The organism is Halomonas sp. DP1Y21-3, assembly GCF_019801245.1.
GTDB lineage: Bacteria > Pseudomonadota > Gammaproteobacteria > Pseudomonadales > Halomonadaceae > Halomonas > Halomonas litopenaei.
Window position 1 is genome coordinate 124,225 of record NZ_JAHVJM010000005.1, and the last position, 17,679, is coordinate 141,903.

Here is a 17,679-nt window from a genome sequence, read left to right on the forward strand (position 1 = left end):
GGGGCCTGGGGCATTCGACCGTCGCCACCTGCTGCGACAAGGCGCTGTGTCGTTTAGGCTAGGGGGACGACGTCAATTGATGAGACTACCATGACACAGCTGCGTACGACGCTTGTCCAGTGCAACCTTCACTGGGAAGATCCCGAGTCCAACTGCCGGATGCTGGAGGACAGCCTGGCGGACCTGGGCGCCAACGATACCGACCTGATCGTGCTGCCGGAAATGTTCGCCACCGGGTTCACCATGAACTCACGCGAGATGGCCCAGCCCATGGCGGACAGCAGCGTGGTGGCATGGCTTGTGGATCAGGCTCGCCAACGAGGCTGCGTGGTTACCGGCAGCGTGGCCATCGAGGAGCAGGGCGAGTACTTCAACCGCCTGGTCTGGGCGCGACCGGACGGCGACATCAGCTGGTATGACAAGCGCCATCTCTTCCGCATGGCAGGCGAGCATGAACGCTACGACATGGGTCGTGAGCGCGTGATCGTCGAGCTCAATGGCTTCCGCATCCTGCTGAGCGTCTGCTACGACCTGCGCTTTCCGGTATGGCTGCGTCAACGCCAGAACCCATCGACCCACTTCGAATATGACGCCCTTCTATGTGTTGCCAACTGGCCGGCGCCGAGGCGCCACCCCTGGCGCACGCTGCTGCAGGCGCGTGCCATCGAGAACCTGGCCCCGGTGATCGGTGTCAACCGCGTCGGTGAGGACGCCAAGGGCCTCGCCTACTCGGGTGACTCCATGTTGATCGATGCCAAGGGTGAGGCGCTGATCGACGAGGCGCGTGATGAGCCCTTTATCAAGACCGGTGTGCTCGACCGCGACGAATTGGCGGCATTCCGGGAGAAGTTCCCGGCATGGCAGGATGCCGACGCCTTTCAACTCGCCGATGACGAGGCCAACTGATGCGCCTGGACCGCTTTCTCAGCGAGACCACCGACCTGACGCGCAGCCTGGCCAAGCGGGCCCTGGTGCGCGGGGAGGTAACGGTCAACGGCGAGCTTGAAAAGAAGGCTGCGCGACATGTGGCGAGTGATGACGAGGTGCGCTGGGAGGGACGACTTCTTGAGCTGGTTGGACTTCGTTACATCATGCTGCACAAGCCCGTCGGGGTGGAGTGCACGGCCAGACGGGGACTCTATCCGCGGGCGGTTGACCTGATCGATCTGCCCAAGGCCGAGCGTCTGCAGCCGGTAGGGCGACTGGACGTCGACACCACTGGCTTGCTGTTGTTGAGCGACGATGGCCAGTGGTCCCACCGCATCACCTCGCCTCGTCATCGCAGCGCCAAGATATACCAGGCACTGCTGGCACGGGACCTGGACGACCCTGACGAGGCCGTCGCGCGTTTTGCCGAGGGCATCATGCTGGAGGGCGAGGAGACCCCGACGCGTCCCGCTACCCTGACCTGTCACGGGTCGAGGGAGGTCGAACTCGCCATCGTCGAAGGGCGTTATCATCAAGTCCGTCGCATGTTCGCCGCCATCGGCAACCATGTCGAAACGCTGCATCGCCACACGATCGGCCCCTTGACACTGGATGCGTCACTCGAACCCGGCCAATGGCGTGAATTGACAGCCGAGGAACGCGAGCTGTTTTGACAGCGCGGGGCCGGGCGCTGGTGTGAGAGCGCTGGTTTGGATCGCAGCAGTGGGCGCTGGATTGACTGCGCTGGTTTGGATCGCAGCAGCGGGCGCTGATTGGATAGCGCGGGGCCGGGCGCTGTCGCTAATGTGCTTCAGGGCTCCCCAGCCGGCTAGCCGTTCTCGTGAGGCGTGGCGAGTGCGATGCGAGCCCGCCCTGCGTGCTTGGCCCGATACAGGGCGCTGTCTGCCATCGCCAGCAGGCAGCTCGGATCGTCGCTGGTGGCCGGGAAGCTGGCGATGCCGCAGGATACCGATACCGTACCCAGGCTCTGGCCCTCGTGGCGGAAGCTCGCGCTGGCCAGGGCGTGGCACATGCGCTGCATGCGATGGTGAGCGTCGTCGGCCTCGGCGCCGGGCAGCAGCACGACGAACTCCTCTCCACCAAAGCGACAGACCACGTCGATGTCACGAAAGCTGTTGGCCAGCATTCTGCCAACCCCTTCAAGCACCGTGTCACCCGCCGCATGACCATAGCGGTCATTGAATTTCTTGAAGTGGTCGATGTCCAGGATGACCACCGCCAAGGGGCTCTTCTTGCGCAACGAAATAGCCGTCTCGTGGGCAAAAAGCTCATCGAAGTAGCGACGATTGTGCAGTCCGGTCAGATCATCGCGATAGGATAGCGCCGATAGTTCTTCCTGCAGGGCGATGCTCGACAATACCAGGGCCAGGCGGCTGACGCCGAGTTCGATGAAGCTGCGGGTGCGATCCCAGTACTGCGGGCGCTTGACCAGTGGCCCGTCGGGCACGACGCAGATCACGCCCAGTCGGCGGTGCTGGCGATCCGGGCCGGTCAAGTCCAACGGAAAGATCCAGTGAGGCAGGTTGTCGGCAGGGGAAGGTGCCGAAGGGTCCGAGGGCGGCCTCCTGGTGGAGATCGTGAGCAGGTCGTCCAGGGCGGGCAGGCTTTCTTCCGTGCGCGTTCGAAGCGGCGGAATCGCGGTGGTGTCCAGCCAAGCCGGGGGGCGATAGGTGGTGGGCCAGAACAGTTCCAGCGTCATGTTGTCCGGCTGATCCTGAGGCCGGTAGAAGGCGCCCTGCATCGGTTCCAGTATCTCCGGCATGGCCCGCTGGGTCAGGCATAGCGCTTCCTCGAGGCTGGTGCATGCCTGCAGCGTGTCGATCAGGCTGGCCAGTCGCTGGGTCTTGTGGTGTTCGGTGGCCAGCACCAGGGCACGTTGTCTCTCCTGTTCTGCGAGGCTTTCCAGTTGCCGGGTACGCTCGGCCACCTCTTGCTCGAGGTGATCGTTGAGTCGCTGCAACTGGCGTTGGGAGCGAGCATAGTGGCGCGTGGAGATGACGATCATGGCGACGATGAAGGCCAGGGCACCAAGATGCACCGGTACACTGATCCAGCCCACCAGGCCGTGGGCCACCAGCATGTCGGTGATGGCGATGGCAGCAAAGATGGCGTAGCTCGCGACGATCAGGCGTTGGTCGCTGTCGAACTCTCGTCGATAGCGAAACAGCCAGCGTGCCATATAGGCCAGCGCCCCGAGCAGTATCAGGTCGAACAAGGGAAAGGTCGGAGGAAGCGATACCACGTCCAGCATCGCCAGCGCCGGGGCGATGATGGCGTAGGCCAGCAAGCCTAGCCACAGACGTCGCATGCCCTGTCGCGGGATCTGCGGAAACCAGTGCTCGAGGATCAGCGCCATGGCCACCGGCAACGAAAAATAGGCGATGGCGGCCACATAGTCCCACGCCAGGGGCGCGAACACGATCAGTTGGCTGGCGTCGCTCTCGGCCAGCACCATGAGTCCGACCGCCAGCGAGAAGAGCCCGAGGCTACCCAGCCGCCAGCGTTCGGGCTGGGTCAGGATCAACACGAGCGCCAGGGCTGCGACGATCAGGCAGGCAAGCGCGATCACTAGTTCGCCCTTGGTGGCCTCGAGAATCGAGGGCAGTATCCGTGACTGTTCCATGATCACGACCTTGCCCCAAAGCCCGATGTCCTTGTAGGACGACTTCAGGCGCAGGTACAGGGTCTTGCCCTGGGTGGGCGAGGGCAGCTCGATGGCGTGCCAGGTCCAGCCGGCGAAGGCCCCGGCGTCCGGTCCTTCGAGCTGACCGTGGCGATAGACGTGTTGCCCATCGACGTAGGCTTCGGCGACCAGGTTGAGGCTTGAGACGAACAGCGCCGGCTGAAGCCAGTCACCGGCGGGCAACTCCCGACGCAGCCAGAGGCTGTCGCGACCGTCACGACCCGGGGGATTGCCGATGCCCTCCAGGGACTTCCATTCCCCTTCAGCGGCGGTGAGCCACTCAAGCTCTCCGTCAGGAGTGCGGGGCGAGTCCCCCCAACGATATTGCCAGTCATCATTCAACGCGAGCTCGCCAGCCAGTACCTGACTGCCGGGCAGCCAGAGCAGGGCGAGTACAAGAAGCGTGATGCAGCGGAACATGGCGAGACCTATGGACGGTAACCCGGCCAGTATAGAACGAGGTGGCAATAACAACATTCGACGGCATAGTCGAAAGAATAAACGTTTGAGGCCTGGACGGCCCCAGTCCCGGCATGAACCGCCATGGAGCGCATTTGGCTGCAACCGCGCTCAGATGCCATGCCTTCTACCGCCCCCCTGTCGGGACACCTCTTGTCAGCCTTGCTTCATCTCTGGGGCTCAAGCCCCGCCGCCTTGACCAGAGCCCTGGTGTAGGGATCGGCCGGCCGGGAAAGTACGTCCATGCAGGCCCCCTGTTCGATCAGACGGCCTTCCTTCAGCACCATCACCCTGTGGGCCATGGCGCGCACCACCGCCAGGTCGTGGCTGATGAACAGATAGCTCAGTCCGCGCCGTGCCTGGAGGTCCCTGAGCAGGGCGATCAGTTGTTTCTGCACTGTCCTGTCCAGTGCCGAGGTCGGTTCATCGAGTACGATCAGGCGCGGCTCGAGGATGATCGCTCGGGCCACCGCGATGCGTTGGCGCTGACCGCCGGAGAACTCGTGGGGATAGCGTTGGGCGACGTGTTCCGGGAGCTCCACCTCACGCAAGGTCGCACGGACCCGAGCGCTGACTTCCTGCTCGGAAAGCTCAGGCTGATGATAGCGAAGTCCCTCGCTGATGATATCCGCCACCGGCATTCGCGGAGAGAGAGAGCCGTAGGGGTCCTGGAACACGATCTGCAGATTTCTGCGCTGCTGGCGCAGTGCCTTGCCCGATAGCTGATCCAGCCTGGCGCCGGCGAAGTCGATGACCCCCTTGGCCTGGTTCAGGCGCAGTAGAGCGGAGGCCAGGGTGGTCTTGCCGGATCCCGATTCGCCGACCACGCCCAGGGTCTCGCCGGCGGCGATGTGCAAGTCCAGCGGGGCCAGCGCCTCGAAGCCAGGTTGGGGACGCTGGAACAGGCGTCGGCGCCGTTCGAAGGTGACGCTTAGCTGGCGGGCCTCGATCAGGGTCGGGGCATCGCCACAGGGGGTCGGGACACCTTCCGGCTCGGCGTCCAGCAACTCCCGCGCGTGGGCGCTCTGGGGTGATTGGAAGACCCGCTCGACGGTCCCGGTTTCCTGGTGCTCGCCATGACGCATGACACACACACGGTCGGCGTGTCGACGCACCAGATTCAGGTCGTGGGTGATGAACAGCATGCCCATGCCGTGGTGATCACGCAGCTCGGCCAGCAGGGCGAGCACCTCCTGCTGTACGGTCACGTCCAGGGCGGTGGTGGGTTCATCGGCCACCAGCAGCTCAGGCTGGTTGGCGATGGCCATGGCGATCATTACCCGCTGACGCTGCCCGCCGGAAAGCTGGTGGGGCCAGGCATCGAGCAGTTCCTCGGCTCGCGGCAGTTTTACCTGCTCCAGCAGTTCGCGGCAGCGGTGGCGAGCCCCGCGGCCTCGCAGGCCCTGATGCAGGCGCAGGGTCTCCGCCAGCTGTCGTCCGATGGTGTGCAGCGGATTGAGCGAGGTCATCGGCTCCTGAAACACGAAACCGACGCGGTTGCCGAGCAGCCCCTGCCATTTGCGCGGCGTCAGCCGCGACAGGTCGGTGTCGCCGAGCCATCTACCGCCTTTGATTGTGGCGTTGGGCGGCAGCAGGTTGAGCGCGCCAAGCGCGGTGACTGACTTGCCGGACCCCGACTCACCCACCAGCGCCAGGGTCTCTCCGCGCCTGACGTCCAGCGACAGTTCCTTGACCACGGTGGTGTCGCCGAAACCGATCGACAGCCGATCCAGCGACAGCAGGGTGTCATTGTTCATGCGCGGGGCTTCCTTGCGGTGTCGTGTTGCCGCTGGCGCTTTGGACGTGGCGCGGATCGAAGGCGTCGCGGATCCCCTCGCCGATGAACACCAGCAGCGACAGCATGACCCCCAGGGTCATGAAGGCGGTAATCCCAAGCCATGGCGCCTGGAGGTTGTTCTTGCCCTGGGCCACCAGCTCGCCCAAGGAAGGCGAACCTGGCGGCAGCCCGAACCCGAGAAAATCCAGCGCCGTGAGGGTGGTGATGGCGCCGGTGAAGAGGAAGGGTATGAAGGTCAGGGTCGCCACCATGGCGTTGGGCAGCACATGGCGCCACATGATCAGATGCGACGGCAGCCCCATGGCCTTGGCCGCCCGTACGTACTCCAGATTGCGCGCGCGCAGAAACTCGGCACGCACGATATCCACCAGTCCGAGCCAGGAAAACAGCAGCATGATCCCGAGCAGCCACCACAGATTGGGTTCCACCAGGCTGGCCAGGATGATCAGCAGGAACAGCACCGGCAACCCCGACCATATCTCGGTCAGGCGCTGGCCGATTAGGTCGACCTTGCCGCCGAAATAGCCCTGCACGCCACCGGCCAGCACCCCCAGTACCAGCGATCCGGCGGTCAGCACCAGAGCAAAGATCACCGACAGGCGAAAGCCGTAGATCACCCGCGCCAGCACGTCACGTCCCTGGTCATCGGTACCCAGCCAGTGGCGGCCATCCGGGGGTGACGGCGCAGGGTGGTCGAGATACTCGTCCAGGGTGTCGTAGGAGAACGGAATCGGCGCCCACAGCATCCAGCCATCCGACTCGATGGCGTTTCGGGTAAAGTCATCGTGATAGTCCGCCGCGGTCGGCAGAAAGCCGTCGAAGACGGTATCCGGATAGTCGACCTGCATCGGGAAGTACCATTGCTGCTGATACTGCACCAGCAGCGGCTTGTCATTGGCGATGAGTTCGGCCCCGAGGCTGAGCACGAACAGTAGGCCGAAGGCCCACAGTGACCACCAGGCACGGCGCTGGTGGCGAAAGACGGCGAGGCGACGGCGGGTGATGGGAGAAAGGCTAGGCACGATCAGGATTCCCGTGTCTCGAAGTCGATGCGCGGATCCACCCAGACGTACGTCAGGTCGGAAACCAGTTTGAGTATCAGGCCGATCAGGGTGTAGAGGTAGAGGGTGCCGAAGATCACCGGATAGTCACGCTGCATGACCGCCTCGAAGCCGAGCAGGCCCAGCCCGTTGAGCGAGAAGATCACCTCGATCAGCAGCGAGCCGGTGAAGAAGATCCCGATCAGCGCCGACGGCATCCCGGCAATGATGATCAGCATGGCGTTGCGGAAGACGTGGCCATAGAGCACCCGCCTGTCGCTGGCACCCTTGGCCCGGGCGGTCAGCACGTACTGGCGGTGGATCTCGTCGAGAAAGCTGTTCTTGGTCAGCATGGTCAGGGTGGCGAAGCTGCCGATGGCCGAGGCGCTGACCGGCAGCACGATATGCCACAGGTAGTCCTTGACCTTGCCCCAGGCGCTGAGCTCGGAAAAGTCCGGTGACGTCAGCCCTCGCAGCGGGAAGACGTCGAAGTAGCTGCCGCCGGCGAACAGCACGATCAGCAGGATAGCGAACAGGAAGCCGGGAATGGCGTAGCCGACGATGACCAGGCCGGAGGTCCAGACATCGAAGGCGGAGCCGTGTCGGAGGGCCTTGCGTACCCCCAACGGGATCGACACCAGATACACCAGCAGGGTCGTCCACAGACCTAGCGAGATCGACACCGGAAGTCGCTCGAACATCAGGGTGGTGACCGCCTCGCCGCGAAAGAAGCTCTCGCCGAAGTCGAAGGTGGCGTAGTCCACCATCATGTCGATAAAGCGTTCATGGGCCGGCTTGTCGAAGCCGAACTGCTGCTCAAGCTGGGTGATGAACTGCTCGGGGATCCCGCGGCTGCCGCGAGACTCGCCGCTATCGATGGTCTCGCCGCCACCGCCCTGCAGGCGCGTACTGGCCTCGCTGGAAAAGCCCTCGAAACGTGCCAGCAACTGGTCGATGGGCCCGCCCGGCGCGGCCTGGACGATGATGAAGTTGAGCAGCATGATCCCCAGCAGGGTGGGGATCATCAGCAGCAGACGGCGCAGTACGTAGGCACCCACGGCATTTCCTTGAGGATTGGGTTTGCCAAGGCGAAGCGTCGTTTCGCACGACACTTCGCACCACCAGAAACATTTTCTGTATCAGGGCCGCCGGCGTGGTCGGGCCTGCCGTTCGGGCTGGACACGTGCGCCTGCCCTCTGAATCTTTGACCTTCTTACCACAGCACAGCGCCCTTGGGCCGCCGTTGAATCAACGGCTACGCTGACGATCCTCGATGACCGCCTCGCGTTCAGGGTCTACCCACCAGGCGCTCAGGTCCAGCGTGTACTCGGGGAAGGGCTCCTGCCAGGCAAACTTGTCCCACACCGCGATGCGGTGGGCGGCCAGATGGAACTGCGGGACCACGTAGAAGCCCCAGCGCAGCACTCTGTCCAGCGCCTGGGCGGCGGTGTCCAGTGCCTGGCGCGAGTCGGCGGCAATCAGGCGATCGACCAGAGCGTCGATGACGGGATCCTTAAGGCCGATCAGATTCCGGCTCTGGGGGCGTTCGGCATATTCGCTGCCCCAGAACTCACGCTGTTCATTGCCGGGACTCAAGGACTGCGGAAAGCTGCCCACCACCATGTCGAAGTCGAAGCTGCGCAGACGATTGAGGTACTGATTGACGTCGACGGTACGGATATTGCCCTGCACCCCCAGTCGGGCCAGCCTTCGCAGCAGCGGTTGGGCGATGCGCTCGAACTGGGTGCTGTAAAGCAGGATCTCGACGTGCAGTGGCTCGCCATTCTCGGGGTCGATCATTACCCCGTCACGGGCCTCGTAGCCGGCCTCACGCAGGAGTTCCAGGGCCTTCCTCAGGCGTGGACGCATCTCCTGGGGCTGCTGCATCGGCAGTGGCTCGCTGAAGACGCTCTGCGGCAGCTGGTCGCGGAAGGGCTTGAGCAGTGCCAGCTCGTCTTCGGACGGCAAGCCGGTGGCTTCCATCTCGGAATTCTCGAAGTAGCTATCGGTGCGCGCATAGGCGTCGTAGAACAGGTTTCTGTTCAGCCAGGGGAAGTCGAAGGCAAGAGTGATCGCCTCGCGCACGCGGCGATCCTGAAACTTGGCCTTGCGCAGGTTCATGACGTAGGCCTGCATGCCGGCGGGCTGGCCGTCATGGACGTGAAGCTGCCTGACGAAGCCCTGCTCGCGCGCCGGGAAGTCGTAGGCCGTGGCCCAGTTGCTCGCGGAATTCTCGAGGCGGAAGTCGAGATTGCCGGCCTTGAAGGCCTCCAGCGCCACCGTCTGGTCGCGATAGTAGTCGTAGATCAGCCGTCCGATATTGTGTCGGCCGACGTTGACCGGTACCTCGCTACCCCAGTAGTCGTCGACGCGCTCGTAGACGATGCGGCGGCCCGGATCGACCTCGGCGATCCGGTAGGGGCCGGAGCCGAGCAGCGAATCGCGGGTCACCGCCTCGAAGTCGCGATCACGCCAGTAGTGCTCGGGCAGGATCGGCATCTGGCCCAGGATCAGCGGCAGTTCGCGGCTTTCGCTGTCACCCAGATCGAAGTGCACGGTGTCGCTGTCGATGGCGGTGACGCTGTCGACATCGCTGTAGTAGGCGCGGTAGAAGGGCTGCCCCTTGGTGGTCAGCGTCTCGAAGCTGAATACCACGTCCTGGGCGTCCACGGGTTCGCCGTCATGGAAGCGCGCTTCGGGGCGCAGGTCGAACTCGACCCAGCGCCGTTCGGGGTCCAGGCGGATACCCTCCGCCAGGAGCCCATACATGGTGAAGGGCTCTCCCGGGTTCGATTCGAGCAGGGTGTCGTAGATCTGTGTAAGGCCAGAGGCTGGCGTGCCACGAACAATAAACGGATTGGTCGAATCGAAGCTGCCCTGGGCGGCGCGAATCAAATCACCGCCTGACGGAGCATCAGGATTGGCATGGGGAAAGTGGCGAAAGTCAGCCGGCAGGGCCGGCTCACCATAGAGCGGAAGGGCGTGCACGGTGGGCACGCTGGAAACGTCTGCGGCCTCGCTGGCGGTCGCCAGCAGGGCGCCCAGCAGGCAGGCGCCAATTGCCACCTGTCGCATGGCGGTGGAGTCCTTGTCCTGAGGGGCGCCACCGTGGCGCCCGCTTTACCGACCGGAAAGTGTCAGTTGCTGACCGGGTTGAAGAGCCTGCGGGTTGTCGATGCCATTCCAGCGTGCCAGGTCCCGAGGCGAGATGGAATGAAGCATGGCGATGCGGTTCAAGGTGTCTCCGCTCTCGACGACATGGGTCTCGTCGGAGGCGCTGGCCACTTCGATCTGCCCCAGGTTGCTCAAGGCATTGCGCAGGGTGGCGGCGCTCTCTGCCGGCACCAGAATCTGACGGGTGTGACGCGGGTTGACGTTGCGCGACTTGAGTCCGGGATTCAGTTCGCTCAGCTCGTGGGTGGTCACTCCGGCCAGAGCGGCTGCCTTGTTCAACGAGATCGGTGCGGTGACCGAGACCTTGGCAAAGGCCGCCGAGCCGCTGATCTCCGGAAGATTGACGCCGTAGCGCTCGGGATCATTGATGATCCGCGAGATGGCCATCAGCTTCGGCACGTACGCCATGGTCTCCGAGGGCAGGTTGAGATCCCAGTAGTCGCCGGCGAGTCCGCGAGCCTGCGCCGCACGGCGGGCATTGTTGACGGTGCCGGCGCCGGCGTTGTATGCCGCGAGTGACAACTGAAGGTCGCCCTCGTACCACTGATCCGCCTGCATCTCGATGTAGTCCAGGGCGGCGCGGGTGGAGGCCACGACATCATTGCGGCCATCCCAGGCACCATTGCGCTTGAGGCCGAGGGCGTCACCGGTACGCGGCATGATCTGCCACAGTCCGACGGCGCCAAAGTGGCTACGTGCCTTGGGATCGAAGGAGCTCTCGACGAAGGGAATCAGCGCGATCTCGCCCGGCAGACCACGTGATTCGACCTGCTGGGTGATCCAGGCGAGCCAGGGGCGGGCGCGCTCGGTGATCTCCGCCACGTTATGGGGACTGTCCTGGTAGTAGTCGATCCATTCCTGCACGCGGGCATTGACCGGCTGGTCCTGCCACTGGAAATCCGCCCGCAGACTTGTCCAGGCATCTTGCGGCTCGAGTTCCAGGGCATCCCAGAAGTGGCGAGTCAGGTGTTGATGCGAAGGCGCGGCGCTTGCGTCAGCGCTGGTTCCGCCATATGGCATGGCGCCACCGGGGGGGAGTGGCGAGGCCTGGGATGTATAGGCACCGGCCATCAACGAGCCAAGGAGGGCCAGACTGCTGGCCGCGCCAAGAAGTCGTCTACGGGTCGTGTGAAATGTCATGCGTACAGAAACTCCTGGCCCGCGATGCTTATCGCGGGCGTCCTGTGGGACGATGGTTCAGGACGCCGAGCCGTTCAGAAGGAATCCTTCCAGGCTCTTAGCGTGGCAAAGGTGGCGTCCGTGCTATCGGTCGACCCATGGGCTGAGGCAGCGCGCTTGACATCTTCATCATCGCAACGAAGGAAGGGATTGATGCGGCGCTCACGTTCCATCGTTGTAGGCAGCGTGGGTCGGTCCAGATCTCGTGCCTTCTGACATTCGTCGAAGGCGGTGGCAACGTCGGGGTTGCCGGGGTTGGCCGCCTTCGCAAAAGCGAGGTTGGCCAATGTATATTCGTGCGCGGAGAATACCAGTGTATCCGCCGGCAGGGAATTCAGTCGGTCGAGGGACCCCTTCATCTGCTCCGGGGTACCTTCGAACAGGCGTCCGCAGCCACCGCTGAACAGGGTGTCCCCACAGAACAGCAGCGGCGGGATACCAGCGGTAAAGAAGGCCAGATGGTCCAGGGTATGCCCAGGCACCGCCATCACCTCGAACAGGCGGCCCATGACGCGAAACTCGTCACCGTCACGCACGATCTCGTCGACGCCTGCGATCTCGGGGTTATCCGGCCCGATCACCCGGGGCGAATAGCGCTGGATCAGTTCGGCAACGCCGCCGGTGTGGTCATGGTGGTGATGGGTCAGCAGGATGCAGCCCAGGCTCAGCCCTTCACGTTCGATAAAGCGCAGAACAGGCTCGGCGTCACCGGGATCCACGACGCAGACCTCTTGACTCGAATCCTGGCGCAGCAGCCAGATATAGTTGTCGCTAAAGGCTGGAATCGGTGTCACGCTTAACATGGTCGGCAGGGTCCTCGGAGCGAGCCTTGAGCGGGCAGCATCTAGCTGGCCGGCCGGCGCAGACTTCAGTAAACTTCGTTTTTTCGCCTTGCAAAATCAGACACTTTGGAGGCACAGGTCGACTATGTCAAATGCGTCGGAGCCGATGGAGCTCGCGTGCCTGGTGCGGCACGCTCGACGCTATTGGTCCAGCGACAGCGGATGCGCCGTGCGGCGTTCCGAGCGAGCCTGCCTGGGCCCGCTGGCCGAACGCTGGTGCGGCCAGCACGGTCTTGAAATGTCACTGGCCGAGCCACTGGCCGACATGAGCGCGGTTCGCCACTGGATACGGTGGTCTCCGACCAGGGAGCTGGCGGAAAGTTCCAGCACGCTGGTTTGCCGCCCTGAGCGCTTGGCACTGCCCGACGGAGCGATGGACGTGGTGGTGCTCAATCACTTGCTGGAGGTGGTGTCCCACCCCCACCAGCTTCTGCAGGAGGCCGCCCGGGTGGTCTCGCCGCAGGGGCGACTGGTACTGCTTGGCTGGTCCCCGCTGTCATCGTCGGGTTTGATGAGGGTGCGGCCTCGCCGCCGGCGGCAGATGCCGGGGCAGGGCGTATGGCGAACGCCGCGGACGATGAAGGACTGGCTTCAGTTTGTCGACTTCGAGATCGAGCGGGTAGACTACTGCCGATTTCGCCTGCCGGGGCTCGCCGGTGGCAATGGCATGCTGGAAACCCTCGGCCGGCGCCACAACCTGCCCCTGGGCGATTGTTATATCATCCAGGCTCGCTGCCGCTCGCAGCTGGCCTGTACCCAGGGAAAACGCCCGCTGTTCGGCTTGCCGGTCGGTAACACCGCACTCGGCACCACCAGGCTCGAGCCCAGTGTGCGGCAGACCCCCAAGCAGAAGAAGGTAGCAATGCGTTGACCACTCCCGATTCACTCCCTGTCGTGACCATTTACACCGACGGGGGTTGCCGCGGCAATCCCGGACCCGGCGGCTGGGGAGCGCTGCTGGAAAGCGGGGATCACCGCAAGTCGCTCAAGGGCGCCGAGCGTGATACCACCAACAACCGAATGGAGCTGACCGCCGCGATCATGGCGCTGAAGACGCTCAAGCGCGAGTGTCACGTGGATCTCTGGACCGATTCGGAGTATCTGCGCAAGGGCATCACCGAATGGATCCATGGCTGGATCAAGCGTGGCTGGAAGACGGCTTCCAGGCAGCCGGTGAAGAACGCCGATCTGTGGCGCGAGCTGCATGACCAGACACGCCGACACCAGGTCAGCTGGCATTGGGTCAAGGGGCACAGCGGCCACCCTGGAAACGAGGCCGCCGACGCCCTGGTCAACGAGGCCATCGACGAGTTGCTGGAAGGCGCCTGACGCCGTCGGCCCACACCCCACAGCCCATCCGACTTCAGGGACCCAGAATGCGACAGATTGTACTGGATACCGAGACCACCGGTATCGAGACGCGCGACGGCCACCGTCTCATCGAGATCGGCGCCGTGGAGATGATAAACCGGCGTCTGACCGGAAATTCCTACCATCAATACATCAACCCCGAGCGTGAGATCGATGCCGAGGCGATCGGTGTCCACGGCATCACCAACGAGCGGGTCGCCAATGAGCCGGTTTTCGCCGAGGTGGCGGCCGACTTCTGGGAGTTTATTCGCGGGGCCGAGCTGGTCATCCATAACGCGCCCTTCGATGTCGGCTTCATCGACCACGAATTCAAGCTGTTGAAGGCCACCCACCCCGAGCTATATGCAGGGCCCGTCAAGGATCACTGTCGTATCCTCGATACCCTGACCATGGCAAGGGGACTGCACCCGGGGCAGCGCAACAGCCTCGACGCCCTTTGCAAGCGCTACGATATCGACAATGGTCACCGCGTGCTGCACGGGGCCTTGCTCGATGCCGAGATCCTGGCAGACGTCTATCTGGCGATGACCGGTGGGCAGACCGCCCTGACCCTGGATGCGGGCAACGACAGCGACCAGCAGGCGGCGGTGCCCGGCGAGCTTTCGGTGCGTCGGCTGTCATTGGAGCCGGGGCGGCTGAGCGTGGTACGCCCGACAGATCAGGAGATGGCGGCCCATCTGGCCAAGCTCGACAAGGTGCGTGGCAAGGCAGGAGAGTGTCGCTGGGACGACCTGGACCCTGCCTACGCCGGCCCCGGCAGCGCCACGCAGGACGGTGTCTGATGCTGCATCGGGAGCTGCCAAGAGGTGTCGAGTCGGGGCGTATCATTCGCCTGTCGAAGGGCTGTATGGCGCCTGGCCTGGACAATACGCCGCTGGGGCCGGTCGAGCCCTGGGATGAGCGTGTTCAGCCGTTGTGCTGGTGGTCGGACGAACCGGTGGGGCTGCGTCTTGAAGACAGCCCAGGCGCCGACTGGCCAGACGGCCGTAGCTGGCTGTCGAGGTTGCCCGAGTCATGGTACGGGCTGGTGTCAACGGCGCTGCAGGTGGGTGCCTGGATGGGCAACCACCGGTTTTGCGGGCGTTGCGGCAGCCCAGCCAGGCGTCTGGAACACGAGTTTGCGATGCACTGCGACAATTGCGGCCATCGCAACTACCCGCGCATCTCGCCCTGCATCATCACCCTGGTGACCCACGGGGAGTCGCTGTTGCTGGCTCGTAGCCCGCGTTTTCCACCCGGACGCTATTCCACCCTGGCAGGATTCATCGAACCGGGAGAATCGGCGGAGCAGGCGGTGCATCGCGAGGTCCACGAGGAGGTCGGTCTGAAGCTGGGGCGGCTGCGTTATATTCGCAGTCAGGCCTGGCCTTTTCCCCACTCCCTGATGCTGGGCTATCTGGTCGAGGCGGCAAGCCGACGCATCGTGATCGACGGCCACGAGATCGAAGACGCCGCCTGGTTCTCGCCACGGCAGCTACCGCAGTTGCCGCCGCTTTATTCGATCTCGCGGGAGTTGATCGAGTTGCACCTGTCCGAGGTGCGTGACGGTCGGTCCTGACGGGCAGTCGCCGGGAGTAGCCACTGCCCATTTGAGCATCACTTCTCGGGAAACAGCTCGGTCAGGCGGGTCGCCAGCATGATATTGCCGGTCGCCTTGAGCTTGCCGGTCATGAAGGCTGTCATGCCGTTGATATCACCGGTCATGATGCCCTTGAGGGTGTCGCTGCTCATGCTCAGGCTGACAGAGGGATCGTCGTGCTCGCCCTGCTGGATGTCCAGTGCGCCATCGTCGATGACGACATAGTGATCCTCGGTATCGCTGAAGTGGAACTGGAAGATCTCGTGCATGCCCTGGGCAGCGTCAGGATTGAAGCGAGAGCGTAGCGTATCGAGTGTCTGTGACATGAGAATTCCTTGCAGTTGTGTGAGTCGCTGTCAGGCAGCGTATTTCAAACGAATGTTTCAATCAAGGCCGGGCGCCGTTCAGGGCCTATGACCGTCAAGGTCCAGGTCTTTGCAGAATTGTGCCGGCTGACAGGGAGAGAGCGATGGAAGACTGGCTGGGTGAGATCCTGACCTTTTTTGTTCAGCTACTGCTGGTGGCAGGGGTCGTGCTGTTGGCGCTGATCGTGCTTGCCCGGGCCAAGGGTGGCGGCAGTGTACCCAGGGAGCAACTCAGGATCGAGGACCTGGGTCAGCGTCAGCGTCAGTGGCGCGAGCGTTTGGTACAAGCCAGGACAGGCACAGAAAAGCGGTCTCGTCTGCGCTGGCCGTGGCGTCGGGATACCAAGCCCAGGCAGGACGAAGGCGTGGCATCGAACGCCACCACCTGGGTGATCGATTTTCATGGCAACCTCAAGGCCAGCGGCGTGGACCGCCTGGCTCGCGAAGTGTCCTTGCTGCTTGGTGTGGCTAAGGAAGGGGACGAGGTGGTCATTCGGCTGGAGAGCCCCGGAGGCCTGGTCCACACCTATGGGCAGGGGGCGGCGGAACTGCACCGGCTCACCGAGGGGGGCCTCAAGACGACGGTCTGCGTGGACAAGGTGGCGGCCAGCGGCGGCTACCTGATGGCGTGCAACGCACAACGCATCCTGGTGGCCCCGTTTGCGGTAATCGGCTCCATCGGGGTGGTGGCCCAGATCCCTAATATCCACCGCCTGCTCAAGCGCCATGACGTCGATGTGGAGCTGGTGACCGCCGGGCGCTACAAGCGCACGCTCACCGTGCTGGGCGAAAACACCGAGGAAGGCAGAGACAAGCTGCAGGCGGACCTCGACGCCATCCATGCCAAGTTCAAGGACTACGTCGACCAGCGCCGCTCCGGCGTGGATATCGACGCCGTGTCTACCGGCGAGGTCTGGTACGGAGAAGAGGCCGTGTCCAGAGGGTTGGCGGATGAGGTCACCACCAGCGAGGCTTATCTCAGCAAGGCGATGGAACGTGGCAAGGTGCTGAGCCTGAGGCTTGCGGCGGTGCCATCACTGGCCGAGCGTCTTGGTTTTTCCGCCTCTGGCATGGTCGAGCAGGCGCTCGATCGGGTGGAAGAGCGTGTCGATGCGTCCGGCTGGGAGCATCGGTAGGCGAAGCCCGCGTCGTGGTTCGTAATATTGGATCGCAATATTGGATCACAATGCTGCCTGACCTGAGCCGCCCCAGCTCCGCCTGCCCGTGTCGTTCTGTCCATCGAGCGAGCCCGATGCCCTCCAGTGAGGGCTATCGGGTGCGAAGCGCCTGCAAAGTCTGTGGTCGCGCCTCAGTCGTCGTTGGCTGCGTTCATCTTGACGATGGCGGCGATCATGATGCTCGCGCTGTCGCCTTGCAGCGAGTAGTAGATGGTCTGGGAGGAGCGCCGAGTACTGACCAGCTCGGCTCGCCTGAGGATGGCAAGGTGCTGGGATAGGGCCGACTGGCTCAGGCTCAGGCGTTGATTGAGCTCTGTCACGGACAGCTCGTTGCCTTCAAGTAGACACAGGATTCTTAGGCGATTGTCGTTGGCGATGGCTTTCAGCAGGCCGCTCGCTCTGTCTACCACGGCATCTCCACCCTCAAGCAGGCGGCCGGCAACACGTTGTGAGCTGTTCATCAGCACTCTCCCTTGCAGCGGTGACTGACACGAATTTCACCCGTTGGACGTCGTGGCGCTAGGCGCCACCCGAGATGGACGGCAATAGGGATCGAGGTGTTGTGCATGGATGGCTTGTCATCCTCATCGAAGAGATCCGCTAGTCGGATTCGGCGTATCCGGCTCCTCGGAATAGTGTTGGTCCGGGGCGCAGGACTCCTTTCATTTGGTCGCTGATGAAAGCCGAAGCCTTTCTTTCCGTTAGTGATTAAGAAACTTCTCAATAATAGCGCATTGTTGAAGTAAACGCGTCTTAAACGCGTGTTTGTGACCGTTTCGGCAGAATTAGATAATACGTTTTTCAAAGTGTGTCCATCGCGTTGTTTCTTGTATTTGTATTTAGCAGACTGACAATATTGTGCAATATCAGGTTTCTCTAGGTATCCTGTATGGCACATCTGGTGCCTGGATCTGCAGTTATCTGATTTTGCCCGTCTACCCGGGGTGGCCTGTGGGTAAAGGGGAAGGGGTCGAGCAAGGGAGTGCTGGCAAGGCGCAGGCTTGTCTCGTATAATTTCTGCCGCAAAATTTGCACCCCACGCGGTGGCGCGAGACTTATCGCC

At 63.2% G+C, this 17,679-nt stretch carries 16 protein-coding genes; 7 read left to right on the forward strand and 9 right to left on the reverse strand.

Annotated features, from left to right (window positions below):
• The first annotated feature begins 90 nt into the window (after positions 1-90).
• Both KUV74_RS15305 and KUV74_RS15310 read left to right on the forward strand, forming a co-directional pair.
• Entirely contained in the window at positions 91-906 is an 816-nt protein-coding gene (locus KUV74_RS15305; protein WP_045993728.1) for an amidohydrolase, read from the forward strand.
• Positions 906-1,601: a pseudouridine synthase gene (locus KUV74_RS15310; protein ID WP_222516774.1), complete on the forward strand. Its 696-nt coding sequence runs from the start codon at positions 906-908 to the stop codon at positions 1,599-1,601. The genes KUV74_RS15305 and KUV74_RS15310 overlap by 1 nt, the downstream gene beginning before the upstream one ends.
• 155 nt (positions 1,602-1,756) lie before the next feature.
• Here the strand turns inward: KUV74_RS15310 and KUV74_RS15315 are convergent, their stop codons facing one another.
• From KUV74_RS15315 to gloB, 7 genes are all read right to left on the reverse strand, one after another.
• Entirely contained in the window at positions 1,757-4,051 is a 2,295-nt protein-coding gene (locus KUV74_RS15315) for a GGDEF domain-containing protein (RefSeq protein WP_222516775.1), read from the reverse strand.
• 206 nt (positions 4,052-4,257) lie between these two features.
• Positions 4,258-5,847, reverse strand: a complete 1,590-nt coding sequence (locus KUV74_RS15320; RefSeq protein WP_045993726.1) for an ABC transporter ATP-binding protein — start codon at positions 5,845-5,847, stop codon at positions 4,258-4,260.
• Entirely contained in the window at positions 5,837-6,910 is a 1,074-nt protein-coding gene (locus tag KUV74_RS15325) for an ABC transporter permease (protein ID WP_315900828.1), read from the reverse strand. The genes KUV74_RS15320 and KUV74_RS15325 overlap by 11 nt, the downstream gene beginning before the upstream one ends.
• A 2-nt stretch (positions 6,911-6,912) precedes the next feature.
• Positions 6,913-7,986 (reverse strand): microcin C ABC transporter permease YejB, encoded by a 1,074-nt coding sequence (locus tag KUV74_RS15330; protein WP_083970510.1) that lies wholly within the window; start codon positions 7,984-7,986, stop codon positions 6,913-6,915.
• Positions 7,987-8,176: 190 nt separating this feature from the next.
• Positions 8,177-10,003: an extracellular solute-binding protein gene (locus KUV74_RS15335; RefSeq protein WP_222516776.1), complete on the reverse strand. Its 1,827-nt coding sequence runs from the start codon at positions 10,001-10,003 to the stop codon at positions 8,177-8,179.
• 45 nt (positions 10,004-10,048) lie between these two features.
• Positions 10,049-11,242: a transglycosylase SLT domain-containing protein gene (locus KUV74_RS15340; protein WP_045993723.1), complete on the reverse strand. Its 1,194-nt coding sequence runs from the start codon at positions 11,240-11,242 to the stop codon at positions 10,049-10,051.
• A 74-nt stretch (positions 11,243-11,316) separates the two neighbouring features.
• The gene (gene gloB / locus KUV74_RS15345) at positions 11,317-12,084 is read right to left on the reverse strand and encodes a hydroxyacylglutathione hydrolase (protein WP_222516777.1); all 768 of its coding nucleotides are present in this window, start codon (positions 12,082-12,084) and stop codon (positions 11,317-11,319) included.
• A gap of 208 nt (positions 12,085-12,292) precedes the next feature.
• On the opposite strand from gloB, the gene KUV74_RS15350 reads away from it, so the two are divergent.
• Genes KUV74_RS15350 through nudC form a run of 4 tightly spaced genes read left to right on the forward strand, consistent with a single transcriptional unit; the run spans position 12,293 to position 15,052 of the window.
• Complete coding sequence (locus KUV74_RS15350) at positions 12,293-12,994, forward strand: class I SAM-dependent methyltransferase (RefSeq protein WP_315900829.1); 702 nt, start codon at positions 12,293-12,295, stop codon at positions 12,992-12,994.
• 23 nt (positions 12,995-13,017) lie between these two features.
• Positions 13,018-13,452, forward strand: coding sequence for a ribonuclease HI (gene rnhA, locus KUV74_RS15355; RefSeq protein WP_240184259.1), 435 nt, complete (start codon positions 13,018-13,020; stop codon positions 13,450-13,452).
• Between the two features lie 47 nt (positions 13,453-13,499).
• Positions 13,500-14,276 (forward strand): DNA polymerase III subunit epsilon, encoded by a 777-nt coding sequence (gene dnaQ, locus KUV74_RS15360; RefSeq protein ID WP_222516779.1) that lies wholly within the window; start codon positions 13,500-13,502, stop codon positions 14,274-14,276.
• Positions 14,276-15,052, forward strand: a complete 777-nt coding sequence (gene nudC, locus KUV74_RS15365) for an NAD(+) diphosphatase (protein ID WP_222516780.1) — start codon at positions 14,276-14,278, stop codon at positions 15,050-15,052. Before dnaQ ends, nudC begins: the two co-directional genes overlap by 1 nt.
• Before the next feature lie 38 nt (positions 15,053-15,090).
• Here the strand turns inward: nudC and KUV74_RS15370 are convergent, their stop codons facing one another.
• Positions 15,091-15,399, reverse strand: a complete 309-nt coding sequence (locus KUV74_RS15370) for an SCP2 sterol-binding domain-containing protein (protein ID WP_045993717.1) — start codon at positions 15,397-15,399, stop codon at positions 15,091-15,093.
• 143 nt (positions 15,400-15,542) lie between these two features.
• On the opposite strand from KUV74_RS15370, the gene sohB reads away from it, so the two are divergent.
• Positions 15,543-16,574: a protease SohB gene (gene sohB, locus KUV74_RS15375; protein ID WP_045993716.1), complete on the forward strand. Its 1,032-nt coding sequence runs from the start codon at positions 15,543-15,545 to the stop codon at positions 16,572-16,574.
• A 173-nt stretch (positions 16,575-16,747) separates the two neighbouring features.
• On the opposite strand, the gene KUV74_RS15380 is transcribed toward sohB, so the two are convergent.
• The gene (locus tag KUV74_RS15380) at positions 16,748-17,077 is read right to left on the reverse strand and encodes an ArsR/SmtB family transcription factor (RefSeq protein ID WP_045993715.1); all 330 of its coding nucleotides are present in this window, start codon (positions 17,075-17,077) and stop codon (positions 16,748-16,750) included.
• Positions 17,078-17,679: the final 602 nt, after the last annotated feature.